Below are 16,154 nucleotides of genomic sequence, written 5' to 3'. Positions count from 1 at the left end.
TTTATATGGACAAGTTGCGCTTTTGATCAATCCGTGTTCGGCATCAATCGGCGTGTGCTCAGCCGAATCAGCGGGAGAGATGGGCACCGTCAGGCTCTCCCAGATCGGTCAGAAGCCGTGTGACCCGATCCGCAATTGACCGATGCCGCGCCTGCTCGTTCGCCCAGCCGCGTGCCTGTGCGTCCTCAGCCAGCGCCATTTCGAGCTTCGAAGTAGGGGTGTCAGGGCGGACACTGCTATGAGTGGTCACGGCAGCAAACTGCACTGCCATAGTAGCACTCGAACAGATGTGTCCTATGGCTGATCCCGGCGCGATGTCGCTGGCAACCGATACAACTAGGCGTGCGTCGAACATGCGGAAAATCAGACTTCTGGGTAAGTGGCTGGAACCGCGGGTAAGCGCGAAGGCGCCCATTGCTTGATACTTGAATCAACGATAAAACCCCAATCACCGCGCGTCCCGGCGTAAGCCACCCATTGACTAATCGCGTGGTCTGAAACATCGGTTCGGATCCGTGATAACCCCGCTCAATCTAGCCGCAAAGAGGAACATTCATGAATCAGCTCGTCCATAAAGCGAAAGCCTTGCTCGCGGAACCTGATGGGTTTCGGGTCGAAATTCGCGAGGCAGATTCGCGTGCCGATATTATTCTTGACCGCCCTCCGTTCAATATCGTGTCTATGCTGCAGCGCGAACAAATCCGCGTCGTGTTCGAAGCGCTGGACGACGATCCCAGGGTGCGCGTCATCGTTTTGCGCGCCGTGGGCGAGCATTTTTCGAGCGGCGGCGACATCAAGGGCTTCATCGAGTCATCACCGGAGCATGTATCGAAGCTTGCCTGGAACGTGGCCTCGCCAGCGCGCTGCAGCAAGCCCGTGATTGCCGCCAATCGCGGCTACTGCTTCGGCGTCGGCTTCGAGCTATCGCTTGCCTGCGATTTCCGCATTGCCACGCACACCACCCTGTACGCGCTTCCCGAACAGAAGCTTGGCCAAATTCCCGGCTCGGGCGGTTCCGCGCGTCTGCAAAAAATGGTCGGCATCGGGCGGACCAAGGACATCGTCATGCGGTCGCGCCGCATTCCTGGCGAGCAGGCGTACGATTGGGGTATCGCGACCGAATGCGTTGCCGACAGCGACCTCGAAACGGCAACCGACACGCTCGTTCGCGAGCTGATTGCGTTTTCTCCGCTGGCTCAGCGCACTGCGAAAAAGCTGCTGAACGACACGGAAGACGCACCGCTTTCAGTTGCAATCGAACTGGAAGGACTCAACTACAGCCGGCTTCGGAGTTCGGAAGACTTCCGCGAGGGCGTCGACGCGTTTCATGAGAAGCGCAAAGCAACCTTCAAGGGTAAGTGACGTCAATCCAGCCGCGTAAGAGCTGAGGACGACTGAGCTCGGGGAAGTCCATCGAGCGAGAAATATTTTGTGGGAGACCGAACGAGTGTCAAGCGCGATAAAAATCTACCAGGGCAGGTTTGGGCGGGTCGCACTGCTAGATATGGATGCGCCGCTCGTTCACCATGCCCATCACCACTGTCATCTGCTCATCAAGGCGGCGGGGCCCGACACGTTCTTCGCAGTGCATGACGAAATGCAGCCGCTGTCAGCCGACACGGCGGTTCTTGTCAATCCGTGGGAACCGCACGCGTACACGCACAATGGCAACTCGGAGCAGCGCACGGTCATTCTGGCGATGTACATCGAGCCGGACTGGCTGGCACAGATTCGGCACCCGCTAGCCGGTAGCGGGCATCCGCAGTTTTTTCCGCAACCCTGTGTGCAGTTGTCGCCGCGGGCCCGCAAGCTGGCAGAGGAACTGTCGCTGGAAATGTGGTGGTCGGACAGCATTGCGTCCGAGAGGCTCGAAGGGCTTCTTTGCGAACTGATGATCTCGGTGATCGACCCGGACCGGAGCTGGCAAGACCTGTCACGGCAAATGGAAATAGCCAGCCGCCGACCGAGCGATCCGCGCATTCGCAAAGCAATCGTGTGGCTTCGCGAAAACACGCGAGGCGACCCGGATATGCATCGGCTCGCGGAACACTGCGGCCTGTCGCGAGCGCATTTTTTCGCCTTGTTTCATCGCTGCACCGGTGTCACGCCGAACGTGTATCTCAACGTGTTGCGCATGGAAAGCGCGATCCGCGAGCTGGCGTCAGGGAAGACTTCGTTGACGGACATCTCCTACGATCTCGGATTCTCGGCCCCAGGGCATTTCACGCGTTTTTTTCGTCAGCATCAGGGCATCACCCCGAGTGAATACCGCCGCGTCGTCGAGCTTTACGACGATCGCGGAGACGTGGAGATCTAGGCATCGCGCCGAACGGAGACAAAAGTGAACCGAGTTGATGTCGAAGTGCTGGAAGCGGCGCTGGATTGGCAGCGTCGCGGCGCGGTTGTGTTTGTCGTTACGGTCGTGCGGACGTGGGGCTCCGCGCCCCGTCCCGTCGGCTCGATGCTGGCCGTTCGCGCGGACGGCGCCATGAAAGGATCGGTTTCCGGCGGTTGCGTCGAAGACGATCTCGCGGAGCGTGCGAGAGGCGGCTCGTTCTCGGAGCGCAGGCCGGAAGTACTCCGATATGGCGTGACAGCAGATGAAGCACATCGGTTCGGTCTGCCGTGCGGAGGCACGCTCGAACTTGTTGTCGAGCCGCTCCGCCCGGAATCGAAGCTCGCCGACGTACTGGACAGTACGTTGAGTGGCAAGACCGTGATGCGGACGCTCGACGCGCTGACAGGAAAGGTGAGGTTGGAACATCTGGATGCGTGGCTTCCCGGCACGTTCGATGGCCGGTATCTGCAATCGGTCTACGGTCCGCAATTGCGCGTCGTGTTGATCGGCGCCAGTCAGTTGGCCGAGTACGTCGCGCGGCTGGCTGTTCCGCTGGGATATACGGTCATTGTGTGCGATCCGCGAGAAGAGTATCAAACCGTCTGGGACGTGCCCCGCACGGAATTCAACCGGGAAATGCCGGACGATCTGTTGCTGCGCATCGGCGTCGACTGCAATACGGCGATCGTGACGTTGACACACGATCCGAAGCTCGACGATATGGCGCTGCTCGAGGCGCTGACTACCGAGGCTTTTTATATTGGCGCGATTGGTTCGCGCGCAAACAGCGAGCGGCGCAAGGCGCGTCTCAGGCTCTTCGATCTGAGCGAACAGCAGATAGCGCGGCTTCATGCACCCGTTGGCCTTTATATCGGCGCGCAAACTCCGCCGGAAATCGCGGTGTCCATCGTGGCCGAAATGACGGCGATTCGCCGCCACGTCCCCGTTCTTCAGCGTCATTCGATGCGTGCAACGCGCGAAGCTGATTCGATGTACGTAGCGGTCGCCTGATCCGGCCGACGATCGGCGAAAAGCATCAGACTCCAGGGTAAATCGCACGATCACCGGGTAAAGCGATTCCGCATAAGCGCCTTTACATTGTAGTCAACGAAGCATGCTGACTTGCCCCGAACCGGGCCGCAAGCAAAGCATCGGCATTCATGTGTGGATAGATTCCTTGCGCCTGCGGCCTTATGCGTCGGCAGCGAAAGTCCACCGCGCCACTCATTCATGCAGGAGACACCCGTGAGCGAAGCCGGAACCGAGCTCCTGGTCGAGCAGGAAGCTCGCCCAGAACCAACCGTCGTTCAATCGGACGCCGAGCGGCGCTCGCGTCGCCATGTCGGACGGCCCATGGAGCGTCTCGAAGATGCGGCCATCCTGACGGGACATGGCCGCTACGGCGACGATATCGCGGTGAAGCCCGGCACGCTGCATGCGGCTGTACTCAGATCGCCTCATCCGCACGCCGAAATAATCGGCATCGACATTACGGGCGCGCTCGCGCAGAAAGGCGTGCATGCCGTATTGACCGGCGACGATGTGCGCGAGTGGTCGCGGCCCTTCGTCGTAGGCGTTAAATCGCCGATGGAGCATTGGTCGCTCGCGATCGACCGCGTGCGTTACAGCGGCGAACCCGTGGCCGTGGTCGTTGCGGAATCGCGGGCGCTGGCCGAAGACGGGCTTGAATCTATCAAGGTGGAATACAAGCCGTTGCCGCCAGTCACGTCGATCGAGGCAGCCATTGCCGACGACGCGCCCGTGCTGCATCCGAAGGTCGGCACGAACGTGGTGAGCGACCGTCACTTTCGTTACGGCGACCCCGAAGCGGCCTTCGCAAAGGCCCCGCATCGCGTGACGCTCGAAGCGCACTACCCGCGCAATACCTGCACGCCGATCGAATGCGCCGTGGTGGTCGCGGAGTTTCTGGCCGGGAATGAAGGCTACGAGGTCACGTCGAATTTCATGGGGCCGTTTTCGCTGCACGCGGTCATGGCGATGGCGCTCAAGCTTCCCGCCAACCGCTTGCGGCACAAGGCACCGCGCGATTCGGGCGGCAGCTTCGGCGTCAAGCAGTCGGTATTTCCTTATGTGGTGCTGATGTGTCTCGCGTCCCGCAAGGCGGGTGCGCCGGTCAAGTGGGTCGAGGACCGGCTCGAACATCTGAGCGCCGCCACATCCGCGACGGCGCGTCTGACGAAGCTCGAGGCCGCTGTCGAAAAAGACGGCCGCATCACCGCGCTTTCCTACGACCAGATCGAGGACTGCGGCGGCTATCTTCGTGCACCGGAGCCGGCCACGTTCTACCGGATGCACGGCTGCCTCACGGGCGCGTATGCGATTCCCAATCTGCTCGTGCGCAACCGCGTGGCGCTCACCACAAAGACACCGACCGGCCTCGTGCGCGGATTCGGCGGGCCACAGGTCTACTTCGCGCTCGAAAGGCTCATGCAGCGCATTTCGATCGAATTGAAGCTCGATATCGTGGAGGTCTACCGGCGCAACTTTATCGCCGCCGATGCGTTTCCGTATCGCACGCCGTCGGGCGCGCTCTACGACTCGGGCAACTATCAGGAAGCGTTGCGGCGCGCGCTGTCGGACGGCGGCTACGACGAACTGGCGGCGCGCCGTGAAACCGCGCGCGGCGAGGGCCGTCTCTACGGCATCGGCTTTGCGTCAATCATCGAGCCGTCGGTCTCGAACATGGGCTATATCTCGACCGTTCTGCCCGCCGAAGCGCGGCGCAAGGCCGGCCCGAAGAACGGCGCAATCGCCAGCGCAACCGTCAGCGTCGATCTGCTGGGCGGCGTGGTCGTCACAGTGGCGTCCACGCCGGCCGGGCAGGGGCACATGACGGTATGCGCGCAGGTGGTGGCCGATGTGCTCGGTCTCGACCCCGTCGATGTCGTCGTCAATGTCGAATTCGACACGCACAAGGACGCGTGGTCGGTGGCGTCGGGAAACTACTCGAGCCGCTTTGCGGGCGCCGTGGCGGGAACCGTTCATCTGGCCGCCATGCGGGTGAAGGACAAGCTCGCGCGCATCGTCGCGGCGCAGTTCAGCTGCGCACCGGAGCAGATCACGTTTGAGAGCGGCCGCATCGTGCCGATGGGCGACGAAGAAAAAGCGTTGCCGTTCAGCCGCGCCGCAAGCAACGCGCCACATTGGGCGCCCGCGCTTCTGCCCGAAGGAGAAGAGCCCGGCCTGCGCGAAACGGTGTTCTGGACGCCGCCGAACATGGAGCCGCCGGACGAGCAGGACCGCATCAATACATCCGCCTGCTACGGATTCGCGTTCGACATGTGCGGCGTGGAAATCGATCGCGTGACCGGCCGTATCCGGATTGACCGTTACGTGACCGCCCACGATGCCGGCACGTTGCTGAATCCCGCGCTCGCGGACGGGCAGATTCGCGGCGCGTTCGCGCAGGGGATCGGCGCGTCGCTGCTCGAAGAGTTCAGGTACGGTGCGGACGGCAGCTTTCAGTCGGGCACGCTCGCGGACTATCTGATGCCGACGACCTGCGAGGTCCCGGACCCGCTGATCCTGCATCTGGAAACGCCGTCGCCCTTCACGCCGCTCGGGGCGAAGGGACTCGGCGAGGGCAACAACATGAGCACGCCGCCGTGCATCGGCAATGCGGTTGCGGATGCATTGGGCATCGAGGACGTGCGTCTGCCGCTCACGCCCGCGAAGGTGCTGGTGCTCATCGGCATCGACGATCCGGAGCCGTCGCGGCCCGAATATCGCGAGGCTGCGCCCAAGAAAAAACCGGCGGCTGGGGGCAAGGCGCTGACGGCGCAAGGCACGGTCGAACTGGAGGCGACGCCGGAGGCCGTGTTCGCGGTGCTGATGGATCCGGTTGCGCTCGCCAAGGTGGTGCCGGGCTGCAATGCGCTCGAAACGACCGGGCCAAACCAGTATCGCGCGGACGTCACGGTCGGCGTCGGCATGATCAAGGCGCGCTTCGAGGCGCGAATTGGTCTCTCCGATATTGAAGCACCACGCAGGCTTCGGCTCGCTGGCGCGGGTATATCGCCGCTCGGCACGGCCAAGGGCGAGGGGCTCGTCGAACTCACACCCACCGCCAAAGGCACGTCGCTGTCGTACGACTACGAAGCACAGGTCTCGGGCAAGGTCGCCGCCGTCGGCGCCCGAATGCTGGACGGCGCGGCAAAGGTGGTGCTGACCCAGCTGTTCGAATCGCTCGGCCGGCAGGCCGGGGGCAGGCCCGTGGGCGGTGGCGGTGGGTCGTGGTTGCACAGGCTGCTCGCCCGGTTCCGGAGAAAGTCATGAAACCCTCGCAATTCAGTTATCTGCGCGCGGAAAGCACCCAGCACGCGCTCGAGGCGCTGCATCACGGTGGTGCGGATGCCCGCATCATGGCCGGCGGCCAGTCGTTGATGGCCGTCCTGAACATGCGGTTGTCGCAGCCCCGCTGGATTGTCGATGTGTCGCGCACGGACGATCTGAACGTCGTGGAAGTCGACACGAAGGGCGGCTACCTCGTCGTCAAGGCCGCGGCGACACAAGGCAGCGTGGAGTGGCGAACGACGCTCGAACAGGAAGTGCCGTTGCTGCGCCACACCTTTCCCTACATTTCGCACTTTCAGATCAGAAACCGGGGCACGGTATGCGGATCGGTCGCTCATGCGGATCCGAGCGCCGAACTGCCGCTCGTTCTCGCGACGCTCGGCGGAGACGTGATGCTGCGCTCGAAAAAGAAGAAACGCACGCTGCCCACCGACGCGTTTTTCCAGGGAATGCTAATGACCGCACGCGAACCGGACGAACTCGTCGAGGCCGTGCGTTTTCCTCTCAGGAAACCCGGTGAGCGCTTCGCGTTCACGGAATTCTCGGCGCGGCACGGTGACTTTGCGCTGGTGGCATGCGCGGCTGTCGTGACCAACGACTCGATCCGGATCGGCGTGGGCGGTGTGGCCGACCGGCCCGTGGTCGAACAGCTTCCCAGACTGACCGGCGACGATCTGCGAGCGGCGCTCAACGATTTTGCGTGGAAGCTGGGCGCTCAGGACGACGCGCACGTGAGCGCGAGCCATCGCAGACATCTCGTTCGGCATCTCGGATGGAAAGTGATACAGGAGGCAATGTGAAGAAGGGCAACGACAGTAGTCCGCTGCGCGACGCTCATCAGTCAGGCGTGTTGCGCAGCATTACGGTGAATCTGAACGGCAGGTCGCGAAGCGGTGCATGCGAGCCGCGCGAACTGCTTTCCGATTTCATCAGGCACGAATTGGGCGCGACCGGCACGCATGTCGGCTGCGAGCACGGCGTATGTGGCGCCTGCACGGTGCATGTGGACGGCGTGGCGTCCCGCTCGTGTCTGATGCTCGCCGTGCAGGCGGACGGGCGGCGTATCGACACGGTCGAAGGGCTGGCCGCCGGCAATACGCTGAGCGATCTGCAGGCGGCGTTCCAGCGCAACCATGCGCTTCAGTGCGGATTCTGCACGGCGGGCATCCTGATGTCATGCGCCGACTATCTGCAACGCGTGACGAATCCTAGCGAAGAAGAGGTGCGCGAAATGCTCTCGGGGCACATCTGCCGCTGTACCGGCTATACGCCCATTGTGAAGGCCGTCCTCGAAGTGGCAGCCTTGCGCCGCCAGAACGAAAACGAAAGCGGGCATGAGCACGCGATGGAGGTGAGTCATGCTTGATCTTGGGCGCACGTTTCTGCAGGCGGTCGAGCGCAATCCAAACGCGCTGGCCGTCATCGACGGCGATGTGGAACTCACGTATGCGCAGTGGTACGCCCGAATTGGGGACGTAGCCGCGGCGCTGCAAAGCCTCGGGCTCGAACGCGGCGACCGCCTGATCGTCGTGCTGCAAAACCGCTGGGAAATGGCGACGGTGCATTGGGCCTGTCAGTTCACGGGCATCGTGATCGTGCCGGTCAACTGGCGCGCCAAACCCGAAGAGCTGGATCACACGATTGGCGATGCGGGCGCGAAAGTCGTGATCTACGAACCGGCATCGAAGGACGCCGTCACGGCAAGCGAACTGGCCCGAACGGTGACACGTGTCGGCCTGGACGGCACCGATGGTGCGACGTGCGGCTTCGAAGCGTTGATTGAGAAGCAGACCGGGAGCACCGCAGCGCTCGCGCCGCAGCCTGCCGCATCGGCGGACGATTACTCGGTGATGCTCTATACGTCCGGCACGACGGGTCTCGCCAAGGGTGTTCCGCGCCGGCATCGGCATGAGCGCGCGGCGGCGCTCGCACATGTTGCGCAGAACCTGTACCGGCGCGGTGAACGGACGCTGGGCGTGATGCCGCTTTATCACACCATGGGCGTCCGCTCGTTGCTCGCCATGGCGATGGTCGACGGTGTGTTCGTGTGCGTGCGCCGCTGGAATGCAGGGTATGCGCTGCAATCCATCGCAAAACACGCGATCACCTGCCTGTATCTGGTGCCGACGCTCTATCACGATCTGCTTGCGGCGCCCGAGTTCGCGCAAACGGATATCGGCTCGATCACGAAGCTCGGTTTCGCCGGCGCACCCATGAACGACGGCCTACTCAAGCGCTGCGCGGCCGCGTTCAACCCCGAACTGTTCGTGAATCACTACGGCTCTTCCGAGGTGTACACCTTCAGCGTCGATCAGGACGCCACGCGCAAGCCGGGTAGTGCGGGACGCGCGGGCATCAATACGCGTCTGCGGGTCGTCGATCTCGACGGATCGAGTCCGCGTGCGCTTGCGCGCGCAGGGGAGGAAGGACAGATCATCGCCGAACTGGCCGGCGACGAAGCCTTCGAAGGCTACTGGAAGCGTCCCGACGCCGATGCCAGATCGATCAGGGAAGGCTGGTACTTTACGGGCGACACGGGCTATCTGGACGCGGACGGCGATCTCTATGTGACGGGTCGCGTCGACGACATGATCATCAGCGGCGGCGAGAACATTTCTCCCGTCGATATCGAATCGATTCTCTCGCTGCATCCCGCCGTTGATGAAGTCGCCGTGGTCGGCCTGAAAGACGAGCGCTGGGGCCAAAAGGTGGTGGCCTTCATCAAATGCTCATGCAGCGTCGACGCGACAGCGCTCGATGAATTCTGCCGTACCTCGGATCTGGTGAATTTCAAGCGGCCGCGCGAATACGTTTTCGTGGACGCGATACCCAAGTCCCCGGTGGGCAAAATCCTGAGACGCAAGCTTTCCAGCGGCGAATGCGTGCACGAGAACGGCGTCGTGAACGTGGCGAGTGAGAACAGGAAAACGTGACGCGCACGCGCAAAGAACAAAAACACAGTGCGACATTAAAAACTAGTAATCCTAATTAGACAGAACATTGGATGGAGATCATCATGGAAGAGGCGTTGCGCAATGACCGCATGGTCACTGGCGTGGGCAGCAGGCAGATTCTCGCGGCCGTCGCGGCCTCGTGTCTGGGTTGGGCACTGGATTTGTTCGACCTGTTCGTCGTGCTGTTTGTCGCGCCAGTGATCGGAAAGCTGTTCTTTCCTTCGACGAGTTCTATGTTGTCCCTCGCGGCGGTGTATGCGTCCTTCGCCGTCACGCTGCTGTTGCGGCCGCTCGGTTCCGCGATTTTTGGCTCGCTGGCCGACCGGCACGGACGCAAGCGGTCGATGATCATTTCGGTCGTCGGCGTCGGCCTCTCGACTGCGGCGTTCGGCTTGCTGCCGACCGTTGTGCAGGTGGGCGTCATTGCGCCGGTTCTGTTTCTGGTGCTGCGTCTGGTGCAAGGTGTGTTTGTTGGCGGCGTGGTCGCGTCGACGCATACCATTGGCACGGAAACGGTGAGTCCAAAGTATCGCGGGGCCGTTTCCGGATTCGTCGGCGGAGGCGGTGCGGGACTTGGCGCGCTGCTCGCGTCTCTGGTCTATCTGGCGACATCGGCATCGTTTCCTGGCTCACAATTCGAAGTATGGGGATGGCGATGCATGTTCTTCGCTGGCATTATCAGCTCGTTTCTGGGTGTATTCGTATTCAACAGTCTGGAGGAGTCTCCTGTATGGGTTGCGCTTGCCGCCGAAAAGCGCAAGGCCGCACCGGCCACCGGGCGTGACGCGCAAAAGCCTGTCGACTCGCCAGTCCGGTTGCTGTTTTCGAAGCAGTACCGCGGCATCCTGCTTATGAACCTGTTGCTGACGATCGGTGGCGGAAGCGGCTACTACCTGACCTCGGGATTTCTGCCCACCTTCCTCAAGGTCGTGAATCAAACGCCCAGCAGCGTTGCAGGTCTCATTCTCATGATATCGAGCGTAGCCGTGATTGTCGCAACGACGGCGGCCGGCCATCTGAGCACGATCATCGGGCGCAAGCGTAGTTTCATCTGGCTCGGCGTGGCGCGGCTCATCTGCTTCCCGTTGCTCGTCATCGCGATGGCACAGACGAGCAACGTCGTCATGATTGGCGGCTGCGCGGTGCTGCTGAGTGTATTGGGAAGCGCCAGTTACGCACCGATCCTCATCTTCCTCAACGAGCGCTTTCCGACCGCAATCCGGGCATCGGGCACCGGTCTTTCGTGGAACATGGGCTTCGCCATCGGCGGCATGATGCCTACGCTGGTCTCTGTTCTTGCCCGAACGCCTGCTGATCTGCCGATTGTGCTAGCCGTGTGTTTGGCAGCCGTGAGCGTGCTCTACCTGTTCGGTGCGTTCGTTATCCCGGAGACTCGAGACAACCTTACGCACAATACCTGATCGGACCCGCCACGCGAGGTGTGCGGGTGCGCTGATACGGGCATTTGTTCCACGCGTGGTGACGTAGGTGCCACGATTTCAGCTGCCGCATCCAGCGACCCACCAGATCTGGAACCGGCCATTGGGCGCGCGCCGGGTTGAAGGATAGTTGTGGGTCGATTGGCAGTTCGCAGGCGAAGACGTGCTTTCCGTAGCCGCGTCTCAGCGCCACTCTCGCGACACCGGGACGCGTGTCCGGGGCACGGTGACACGAATACAGTCTACCGCAGCCCGCATTTGAGCTTGATCAAGTCCGCGCTGCGCCCTGGTCGGTACGGAGCGTCCTCGCGCTTGCCCATGATTCCCTCAAACTGCGGCTTCCGTGCCGATGCGAGTGGGGATTCGGGCTCCTGAGAAGATAACTGGCTCTTGTGACGACTGCGCTCCCTGTCCCGCGCTAATACTCCAGCGGATGAATATTTGATTTTTAGAGGGATTTTTGCTCAGACGCGGGCCTGCTTCGTCGATTCGAGAACGGGGCACACGACGCAATACGCGGCGCGGGCATCATCCAGTCCCGAAACAAAACCGATGAATTGAAAATCCGGCGAGCCATCTTCTCGCTTGGCGATGCGTTCGTGGTTCAGGTTAGCGAGTCGTCCTCTTGCTCCTCGAAGTGAGCACGGGCGCGCCCGGAAGCTCCGCTGGCAGTCGACCTGAAGCGGTGTCGATACTCAACTGGGCTGAGGCCAAGGCGGCGAATGAAGGCGCGACGTAGCGAGTCAGCGCTGTCGAATCCACAGCGGCGCGCAATCTCAGCGACCGTACGCTGCGTACTTTCGAGCAAGGTACGCGCTGCGTCGATGCGTGCGTGATTCAGGAACGCGATCAGGCCCACCCCGCATTCTCGGCTGAAAATCCTGGAGAGATTGCGGGGGCTCATATGGACACGCTGTGCGAGTGCTTCGACGCTATGGTCTACGTCCAGATGGTCCAGCATGTACTGCTGAACTTCCTGGACGTGTGTGTTATCTGAAACCTGGGTCTCAAGCAGGGGGCTAAATTGCGACTGCCCCCCTGCACGACGAACGTAGACGATCAGATATTTTGCAACGCGCAGCGCGATTTCGCGGCCAAAGTCTTCCTCTATCATGGCCAGCGCGAGATCAATGCCGGCGGTCACCCCCGCAGTCGTGTAGAGGTTATCGTCCTTGACGTAAATCAAGTCCGGTTCGACATTCGCCTTGGGAAACATCGACGAAAGCCTTGCCACGTCCATCCAGTGGGTCGCGACAGTGCGGCCATCAAGCAGACCGGCGGCGCCGAACGCGAATGCACCGTTGCAGATTGCAGCGAGTCGACGTGTTTGGCGTTGCTGGGTGCGCAGCCAGTCGGTGATCGTCGTGTCCTCGAGCACGTCGAAGACCCCGAGACCGCCTGGCACTATGACCGTGTCGAACTGAGGGCACGGGTCGAAGATCGTTCGGTCGGGCTGAACCGTCAAACCGCTTGAGGATTTGATCGCACCTCGCGTCGTACCGACGGTCAGCATTTCGTATTCAGCCGCACGTTCGGAGACAAGGCTCACTTCGGCAAAGGCGTCGCGTGGTCCAGCGATATCCAACAACTGGAAGCCAGGGAATAGCAGCATCGCTACGGTTATCTTGCGCATTGGGAGCCTTGTTGAGGGCAACGAGATGCGTTCAGACGGCCACCTTTGGCGAGGCAGGGCGCCGTGCGCGGTGTAGCAGCATCGAGATGACCCAGCAGGCCGAGAAGATGCCGATGATCGCGTAGCCTAGCATGCCAAAATTGTCGCCCAGCGCGCTTGCCGTGTTCCAGAAGACGCCGTGCAGCGCGTAGCGGGCCTGCAGTAGGCCCAGCACCTCGATCGTCCCGACGATGAGCGCGACAGCAACTGAAGTCGCGGTGATGGCGAAGTTATAGGCCAGCTTGCGCTCCGGCTTCATGTACGCCCAGCCGTACGCGCCCAGCATCAGATGTCCGTCCAGTGTGTCGATGAGCGACATCCCGGCACTGAAAAGTGCGGGAAATACCAGCACGCTCCAGGGCGATATGCCGTGAGCTGCCTGGGTCGCGGACATCCCGAGGAGACTCACTTCGGTTGCGGTATCGAATCCGAGGCCAAAGAGGAAGCCGAGCGGGAACAAATGCCAACTGCGCGAAACGAGCAGAAACAGGGGCCGCAGGAGGCGCGTCAACGGCCCGAACGGTGGCGGCGTTTCGGACTCAGCGCCGGAACGGCGGCGACGCCATGCCTTCACGATTGACTTCAAGACGAACAGGTTCAGGATGGCAATCGCGAACAGAAATCCGGTCGAGACAAGCGTGCTGACCGTTGCGCCAAGGTCTTTGTATGTAGCGAACCGGCTGTTCAGCGCGGTCGAGACCAGAGCGACGCCCAATGAGGCGAACACAATGATCGTAGAATGACCCATCGAAAAGAAGAGTCCCACCGCGACGGGGCGCTGACCTTCCTGCATCAACTTGCGTGTCGAGTTGTCAATCGCCGCAATATGATCGGCATCCACGGCATGACGAAGGCCAAGTCCATAGGCAATGAGTGCCGTCCCGAGCAGCACGGGATGCTGCCAGAACGCGATCGCAGCCCACGCCCACGAGAGCAGATTGAACGCGATGAGGAGCCCATAGGTACCGAGCAGACGGCGCTTGACGACGGGGTTGGCCCCAGTCAGTACGTCGGACAGTTGTCGAATCATTCTACGGCTCCTGCTGAGGCGAGAGGCGGTGTATCGGCTGGCGATCGTTGAGTGGGCAGTTGCGGCAGGCAGGCAGCAATCTCGGTTCGCGTAAGTGTGCCTGCTTCAAGCATTGTCTCGTCCAATGCAATCAGGAAGCGTTCGTAGTAGTCCCACGGCGGCTGCCCCGAACACGGTTGGGATTCCCATGAGGCGATCGAGCGAATCAGATTCTGGCGAAACGCTTCCCACTCGAAACATCCCGCCTTTGACAAAGCCATCGCGAGGCCGAAGACCTGCCGTTCCCAAGGCCGGTCAAAGCGTAGCTTGCCCTGTAGACGTGGCGGCGAGTCGGGCTGACCGAGCATTTCCGCAGCCGCGAATTCCTCGAAGCGCGTAAACATGATCAGGTGCCTCCGTGGGTGACGTGCGGTGGCGGGACCAGCGCCACGCCCATCATCGACTCCGGCGTGACGAGTGCTGCGAGTTCCTCTTCAGTCATGGCGTCAGTGCCTTCCGGTCGCTCCGGCACGACGAACCAGCGAATCTGTGCGCTGCTGTCCCACACCTTCACCTGAACGTTTTCGTCGATAGTCACGCCGAATTCTCGCAGCACCGCGCGGGGTTCTCGTACACCGCGTGCCCGGAAGACCGGATCCTTGTACCAGTAAGGCGGCAGGCCAAGAACTGGCCACGGATAGCAAGAACACAGCGTACAAATGACCAGGTTGTGTACGCCAGTGCCGTTCGCGACGGCGGCCATATGTTCGCCTTCTGCGCCGTCCATGCCGGACGGCAAGTCGAGTTCAGCGATCGCGGCCGGCGTATCGGCTAGCAGGCGCGCCTTGAAATCGGCGTCCAGCCAGGCGCGGGCGACAATCTTTGCGCCGTTGAATGGTCCCGCAATCGTTTCGAAGTGGCCGAGCACTGTATCGACGGAATTACTGCCAAGCACGCCTTTCTCGATGAGAAGGGCTTCAAGTGCACGAACCTTTGCGGCGCTTGCGGATTCGCGGTCGTCTTCGTAACTAAACAGGTCTTGCATCGTTGGTTCCTTGTAGGGTGTTTGTCGGCGCGCGAAATCCGGCGCCATTTGCTTCGTCGCGGTCAGTGGCTGTCGACGAGGTACGCTTCGAAAAGGTCCGCGTATAGCGTTGTATTCGGTTCGCTCTTTTCGGTGCCCCAGATATCCGCTATATCGAAGGCGACCCGGTAGACGGGCATCGGGGCGCCGATCCCATCAACGCCGGTCGACACGAAGTACGAGAACGCTCCTGGATAGACGTGATCGATGACACCAGGCTTATTGCGCAGGTAGCCCGGCAGGCGCGTATGGTCCACCGCATCCGGGTCGGCGACACGCACCGTAGCACCGGCTACGAAACGGGGCTCCGACTTGCGCGGATTCATTCCCGAATCACCCTGTGTCAGGTAGGCGTCGACTTGCGAGTCGATCGCTGCGTTCGGCTGGTCGGGAAGCGGGGCATCCGGATGGGCTTGGTATTCGGCTGTGCGTTGCGCAAGCTCCCCGGCGGTGATGTAGCCGCGATCGATATAGAACTGCGAAATGCCCATGAGCCACTTCTCGTAGTAGCGGTACTTGAAGTATTCGAACGGCTGCATGGCTTCGGCACCTGTGCGAAGCGAAGCCCAAGTCCATGTATCGCGGAAGGCGGTGGGCAGTTTGTCGACCGGGTAGTGGGGCAATGAATCAACAAGATGGGTGCTGGTTGCCATCATGACGGTGTGGATACCAAAAATCCGGCGTTCCCAGTCCTGCACGAATACGCGGGTATCAAGATTGACGGGGCCGAGATTTGCGATGCCGCCGAGGTGGTGCTGAAGTTTCATCGTTGATTTTCCTATTGAATAGGGGACGTCAGACGGTTACTGGAAGCTCGGTTGAGACTTGCGCGTAAGTAGCGCTGCAAACGCCTCGGAGACAATGCCAAACACCGCACCGGTCGCGAGTGCCACGGCAGCCACCAGCAAGGGGTTGTGCAGACCAGGTGTTGTGATTGGATGGCCGGTCGCGATCGTCGTGCCTACCGTCGAAGCGAAACCCCAGACGACAGCCGGCAGGATGTTCAGCAGTTTGAGCTTCGAGGCCTGAACCATCGCGGCGCTGCCGACACCGACTGCGAGCGCAGCCGCGAAAGGCGTGCCGTCGGTACTAGCAATTGCGAGCAGCGACAGCGAGGCGATGCAGGCGCCGACGAGGTTTGATGTGAGACTTTGCAGGAAACCGTGCGGGCCGCCGCCGACCACGAAGAACGATGCCCATGCAATAAACGTCACCCACACAGGCACGGGTAGCGCTGTGGCGGTGACAAACGTGTCGACGAACGCGAGCAATCCAATGCTCACGGTAAGCGCTTCGATCTTCTTCATGACGGACTCCAGTTGTAGGAAGTGGACTGCGGGAGGT

Annotated in this window: 14 protein-coding genes; 8 read left to right on the top strand and 6 right to left on the bottom strand. The window is 61.5% G+C overall.

Features of this window, described 5'->3' with window-relative positions; translation table 11 throughout:
* Nucleotides 1-555: 555 nt before the first annotated feature.
* The 8 genes from BBA01S_RS35525 (at nucleotide 556) to BBA01S_RS35490 (ending at nucleotide 11,027) form a co-directional block, all read left to right on the top strand.
* Nucleotides 556-1,362: an enoyl-CoA hydratase/isomerase family protein gene (locus tag BBA01S_RS35525; RefSeq protein ID WP_027820586.1), complete on the top strand. Its 807-nt coding sequence runs from the start codon at nucleotides 556-558 to the stop codon at nucleotides 1,360-1,362.
* Between the two features lie 142 nt (nucleotides 1,363-1,504).
* On the top strand, nucleotides 1,505-2,317 hold the full coding sequence (locus BBA01S_RS35520; protein WP_245641688.1) for a helix-turn-helix transcriptional regulator: 813 nt from the start codon (nucleotides 1,505-1,507) through the stop codon (nucleotides 2,315-2,317).
* 24 nt (nucleotides 2,318-2,341) lie between these two features.
* Nucleotides 2,342-3,349: an XdhC family protein gene (locus BBA01S_RS35515; protein WP_027820584.1), complete on the top strand. Its 1,008-nt coding sequence runs from the start codon at nucleotides 2,342-2,344 to the stop codon at nucleotides 3,347-3,349.
* Nucleotides 3,350-3,607: 258 nt separating this feature from the next.
* Nucleotides 3,608-6,634 (top strand): xanthine dehydrogenase family protein molybdopterin-binding subunit, encoded by a 3,027-nt coding sequence (locus BBA01S_RS35510; protein ID WP_042298431.1) that lies wholly within the window; start codon nucleotides 3,608-3,610, stop codon nucleotides 6,632-6,634.
* Nucleotides 6,631-7,452: an FAD binding domain-containing protein gene (locus BBA01S_RS35505; protein WP_027820582.1), complete on the top strand. Its 822-nt coding sequence runs from the start codon at nucleotides 6,631-6,633 to the stop codon at nucleotides 7,450-7,452. The genes BBA01S_RS35510 and BBA01S_RS35505 overlap by 4 nt, the downstream gene beginning before the upstream one ends.
* Nucleotides 7,425-8,018, top strand: coding sequence for a (2Fe-2S)-binding protein (locus tag BBA01S_RS35500; RefSeq protein ID WP_407668364.1), 594 nt, complete (start codon nucleotides 7,425-7,427; stop codon nucleotides 8,016-8,018). Before BBA01S_RS35505 ends, BBA01S_RS35500 begins: the two co-directional genes overlap by 28 nt.
* Nucleotides 8,011-9,585: an AMP-binding protein gene (locus BBA01S_RS35495; RefSeq protein ID WP_027820580.1), complete on the top strand. Its 1,575-nt coding sequence runs from the start codon at nucleotides 8,011-8,013 to the stop codon at nucleotides 9,583-9,585. Before BBA01S_RS35500 ends, BBA01S_RS35495 begins: the two co-directional genes overlap by 8 nt.
* 83 nt (nucleotides 9,586-9,668) lie before the next feature.
* A complete protein-coding gene (locus BBA01S_RS35490) occupies nucleotides 9,669-11,027 on the top strand; it encodes an MFS transporter (RefSeq protein WP_027820579.1) in 1,359 nt (452 codons plus the stop codon).
* Nucleotides 11,028-11,649: 622 nt separating this feature from the next.
* Here BBA01S_RS35490 and BBA01S_RS44230 read toward each other — a convergent pair.
* From BBA01S_RS44230 to BBA01S_RS35455, 6 genes are all read right to left on the bottom strand, one after another.
* Nucleotides 11,650-12,678: a GlxA family transcriptional regulator gene (locus tag BBA01S_RS44230; protein WP_042298426.1), complete on the bottom strand. Its 1,029-nt coding sequence runs from the start codon at nucleotides 12,676-12,678 to the stop codon at nucleotides 11,650-11,652.
* 31 nt (nucleotides 12,679-12,709) lie between these two features.
* Nucleotides 12,710-13,747 (bottom strand): HoxN/HupN/NixA family nickel/cobalt transporter, encoded by a 1,038-nt coding sequence (locus BBA01S_RS44225; RefSeq protein WP_042298425.1) that lies wholly within the window; start codon nucleotides 13,745-13,747, stop codon nucleotides 12,710-12,712.
* Complete coding sequence (locus BBA01S_RS44220) at nucleotides 13,744-14,130, bottom strand: nitrile hydratase accessory protein (protein WP_042298424.1); 387 nt, start codon at nucleotides 14,128-14,130, stop codon at nucleotides 13,744-13,746. The genes BBA01S_RS44225 and BBA01S_RS44220 overlap by 4 nt, the downstream gene beginning before the upstream one ends.
* Before the next feature lie 2 nt (nucleotides 14,131-14,132).
* The gene (nthA, locus tag BBA01S_RS35465) at nucleotides 14,133-14,771 is read right to left on the bottom strand and encodes a nitrile hydratase subunit alpha (protein ID WP_027820576.1); all 639 of its coding nucleotides are present in this window, start codon (nucleotides 14,769-14,771) and stop codon (nucleotides 14,133-14,135) included.
* A 62-nt stretch (nucleotides 14,772-14,833) separates the two neighbouring features.
* Nucleotides 14,834-15,577 carry a nitrile hydratase subunit beta gene (gene nthB, locus BBA01S_RS35460; protein WP_027820575.1) on the bottom strand — a complete coding sequence of 248 codons (744 nt, stop codon included), beginning with the start codon at nucleotides 15,575-15,577 and terminating at the stop codon, nucleotides 14,834-14,836.
* A gap of 36 nt (nucleotides 15,578-15,613) precedes the next feature.
* Nucleotides 15,614-16,117 carry a DUF1097 domain-containing protein gene (locus BBA01S_RS35455; protein ID WP_027820574.1) on the bottom strand — a complete coding sequence of 168 codons (504 nt, stop codon included), beginning with the start codon at nucleotides 16,115-16,117 and terminating at the stop codon, nucleotides 15,614-15,616.
* Between the last annotated feature and the right edge of the window lie 37 nt (nucleotides 16,118-16,154).

The organism is Paraburkholderia bannensis NBRC 103871 (assembly GCF_000685015.1).
Lineage (GTDB): Bacteria > Pseudomonadota > Gammaproteobacteria > Burkholderiales > Burkholderiaceae > Paraburkholderia > Paraburkholderia bannensis.
This window is presented reverse-complemented; position numbering and strand designations above follow the sequence as displayed.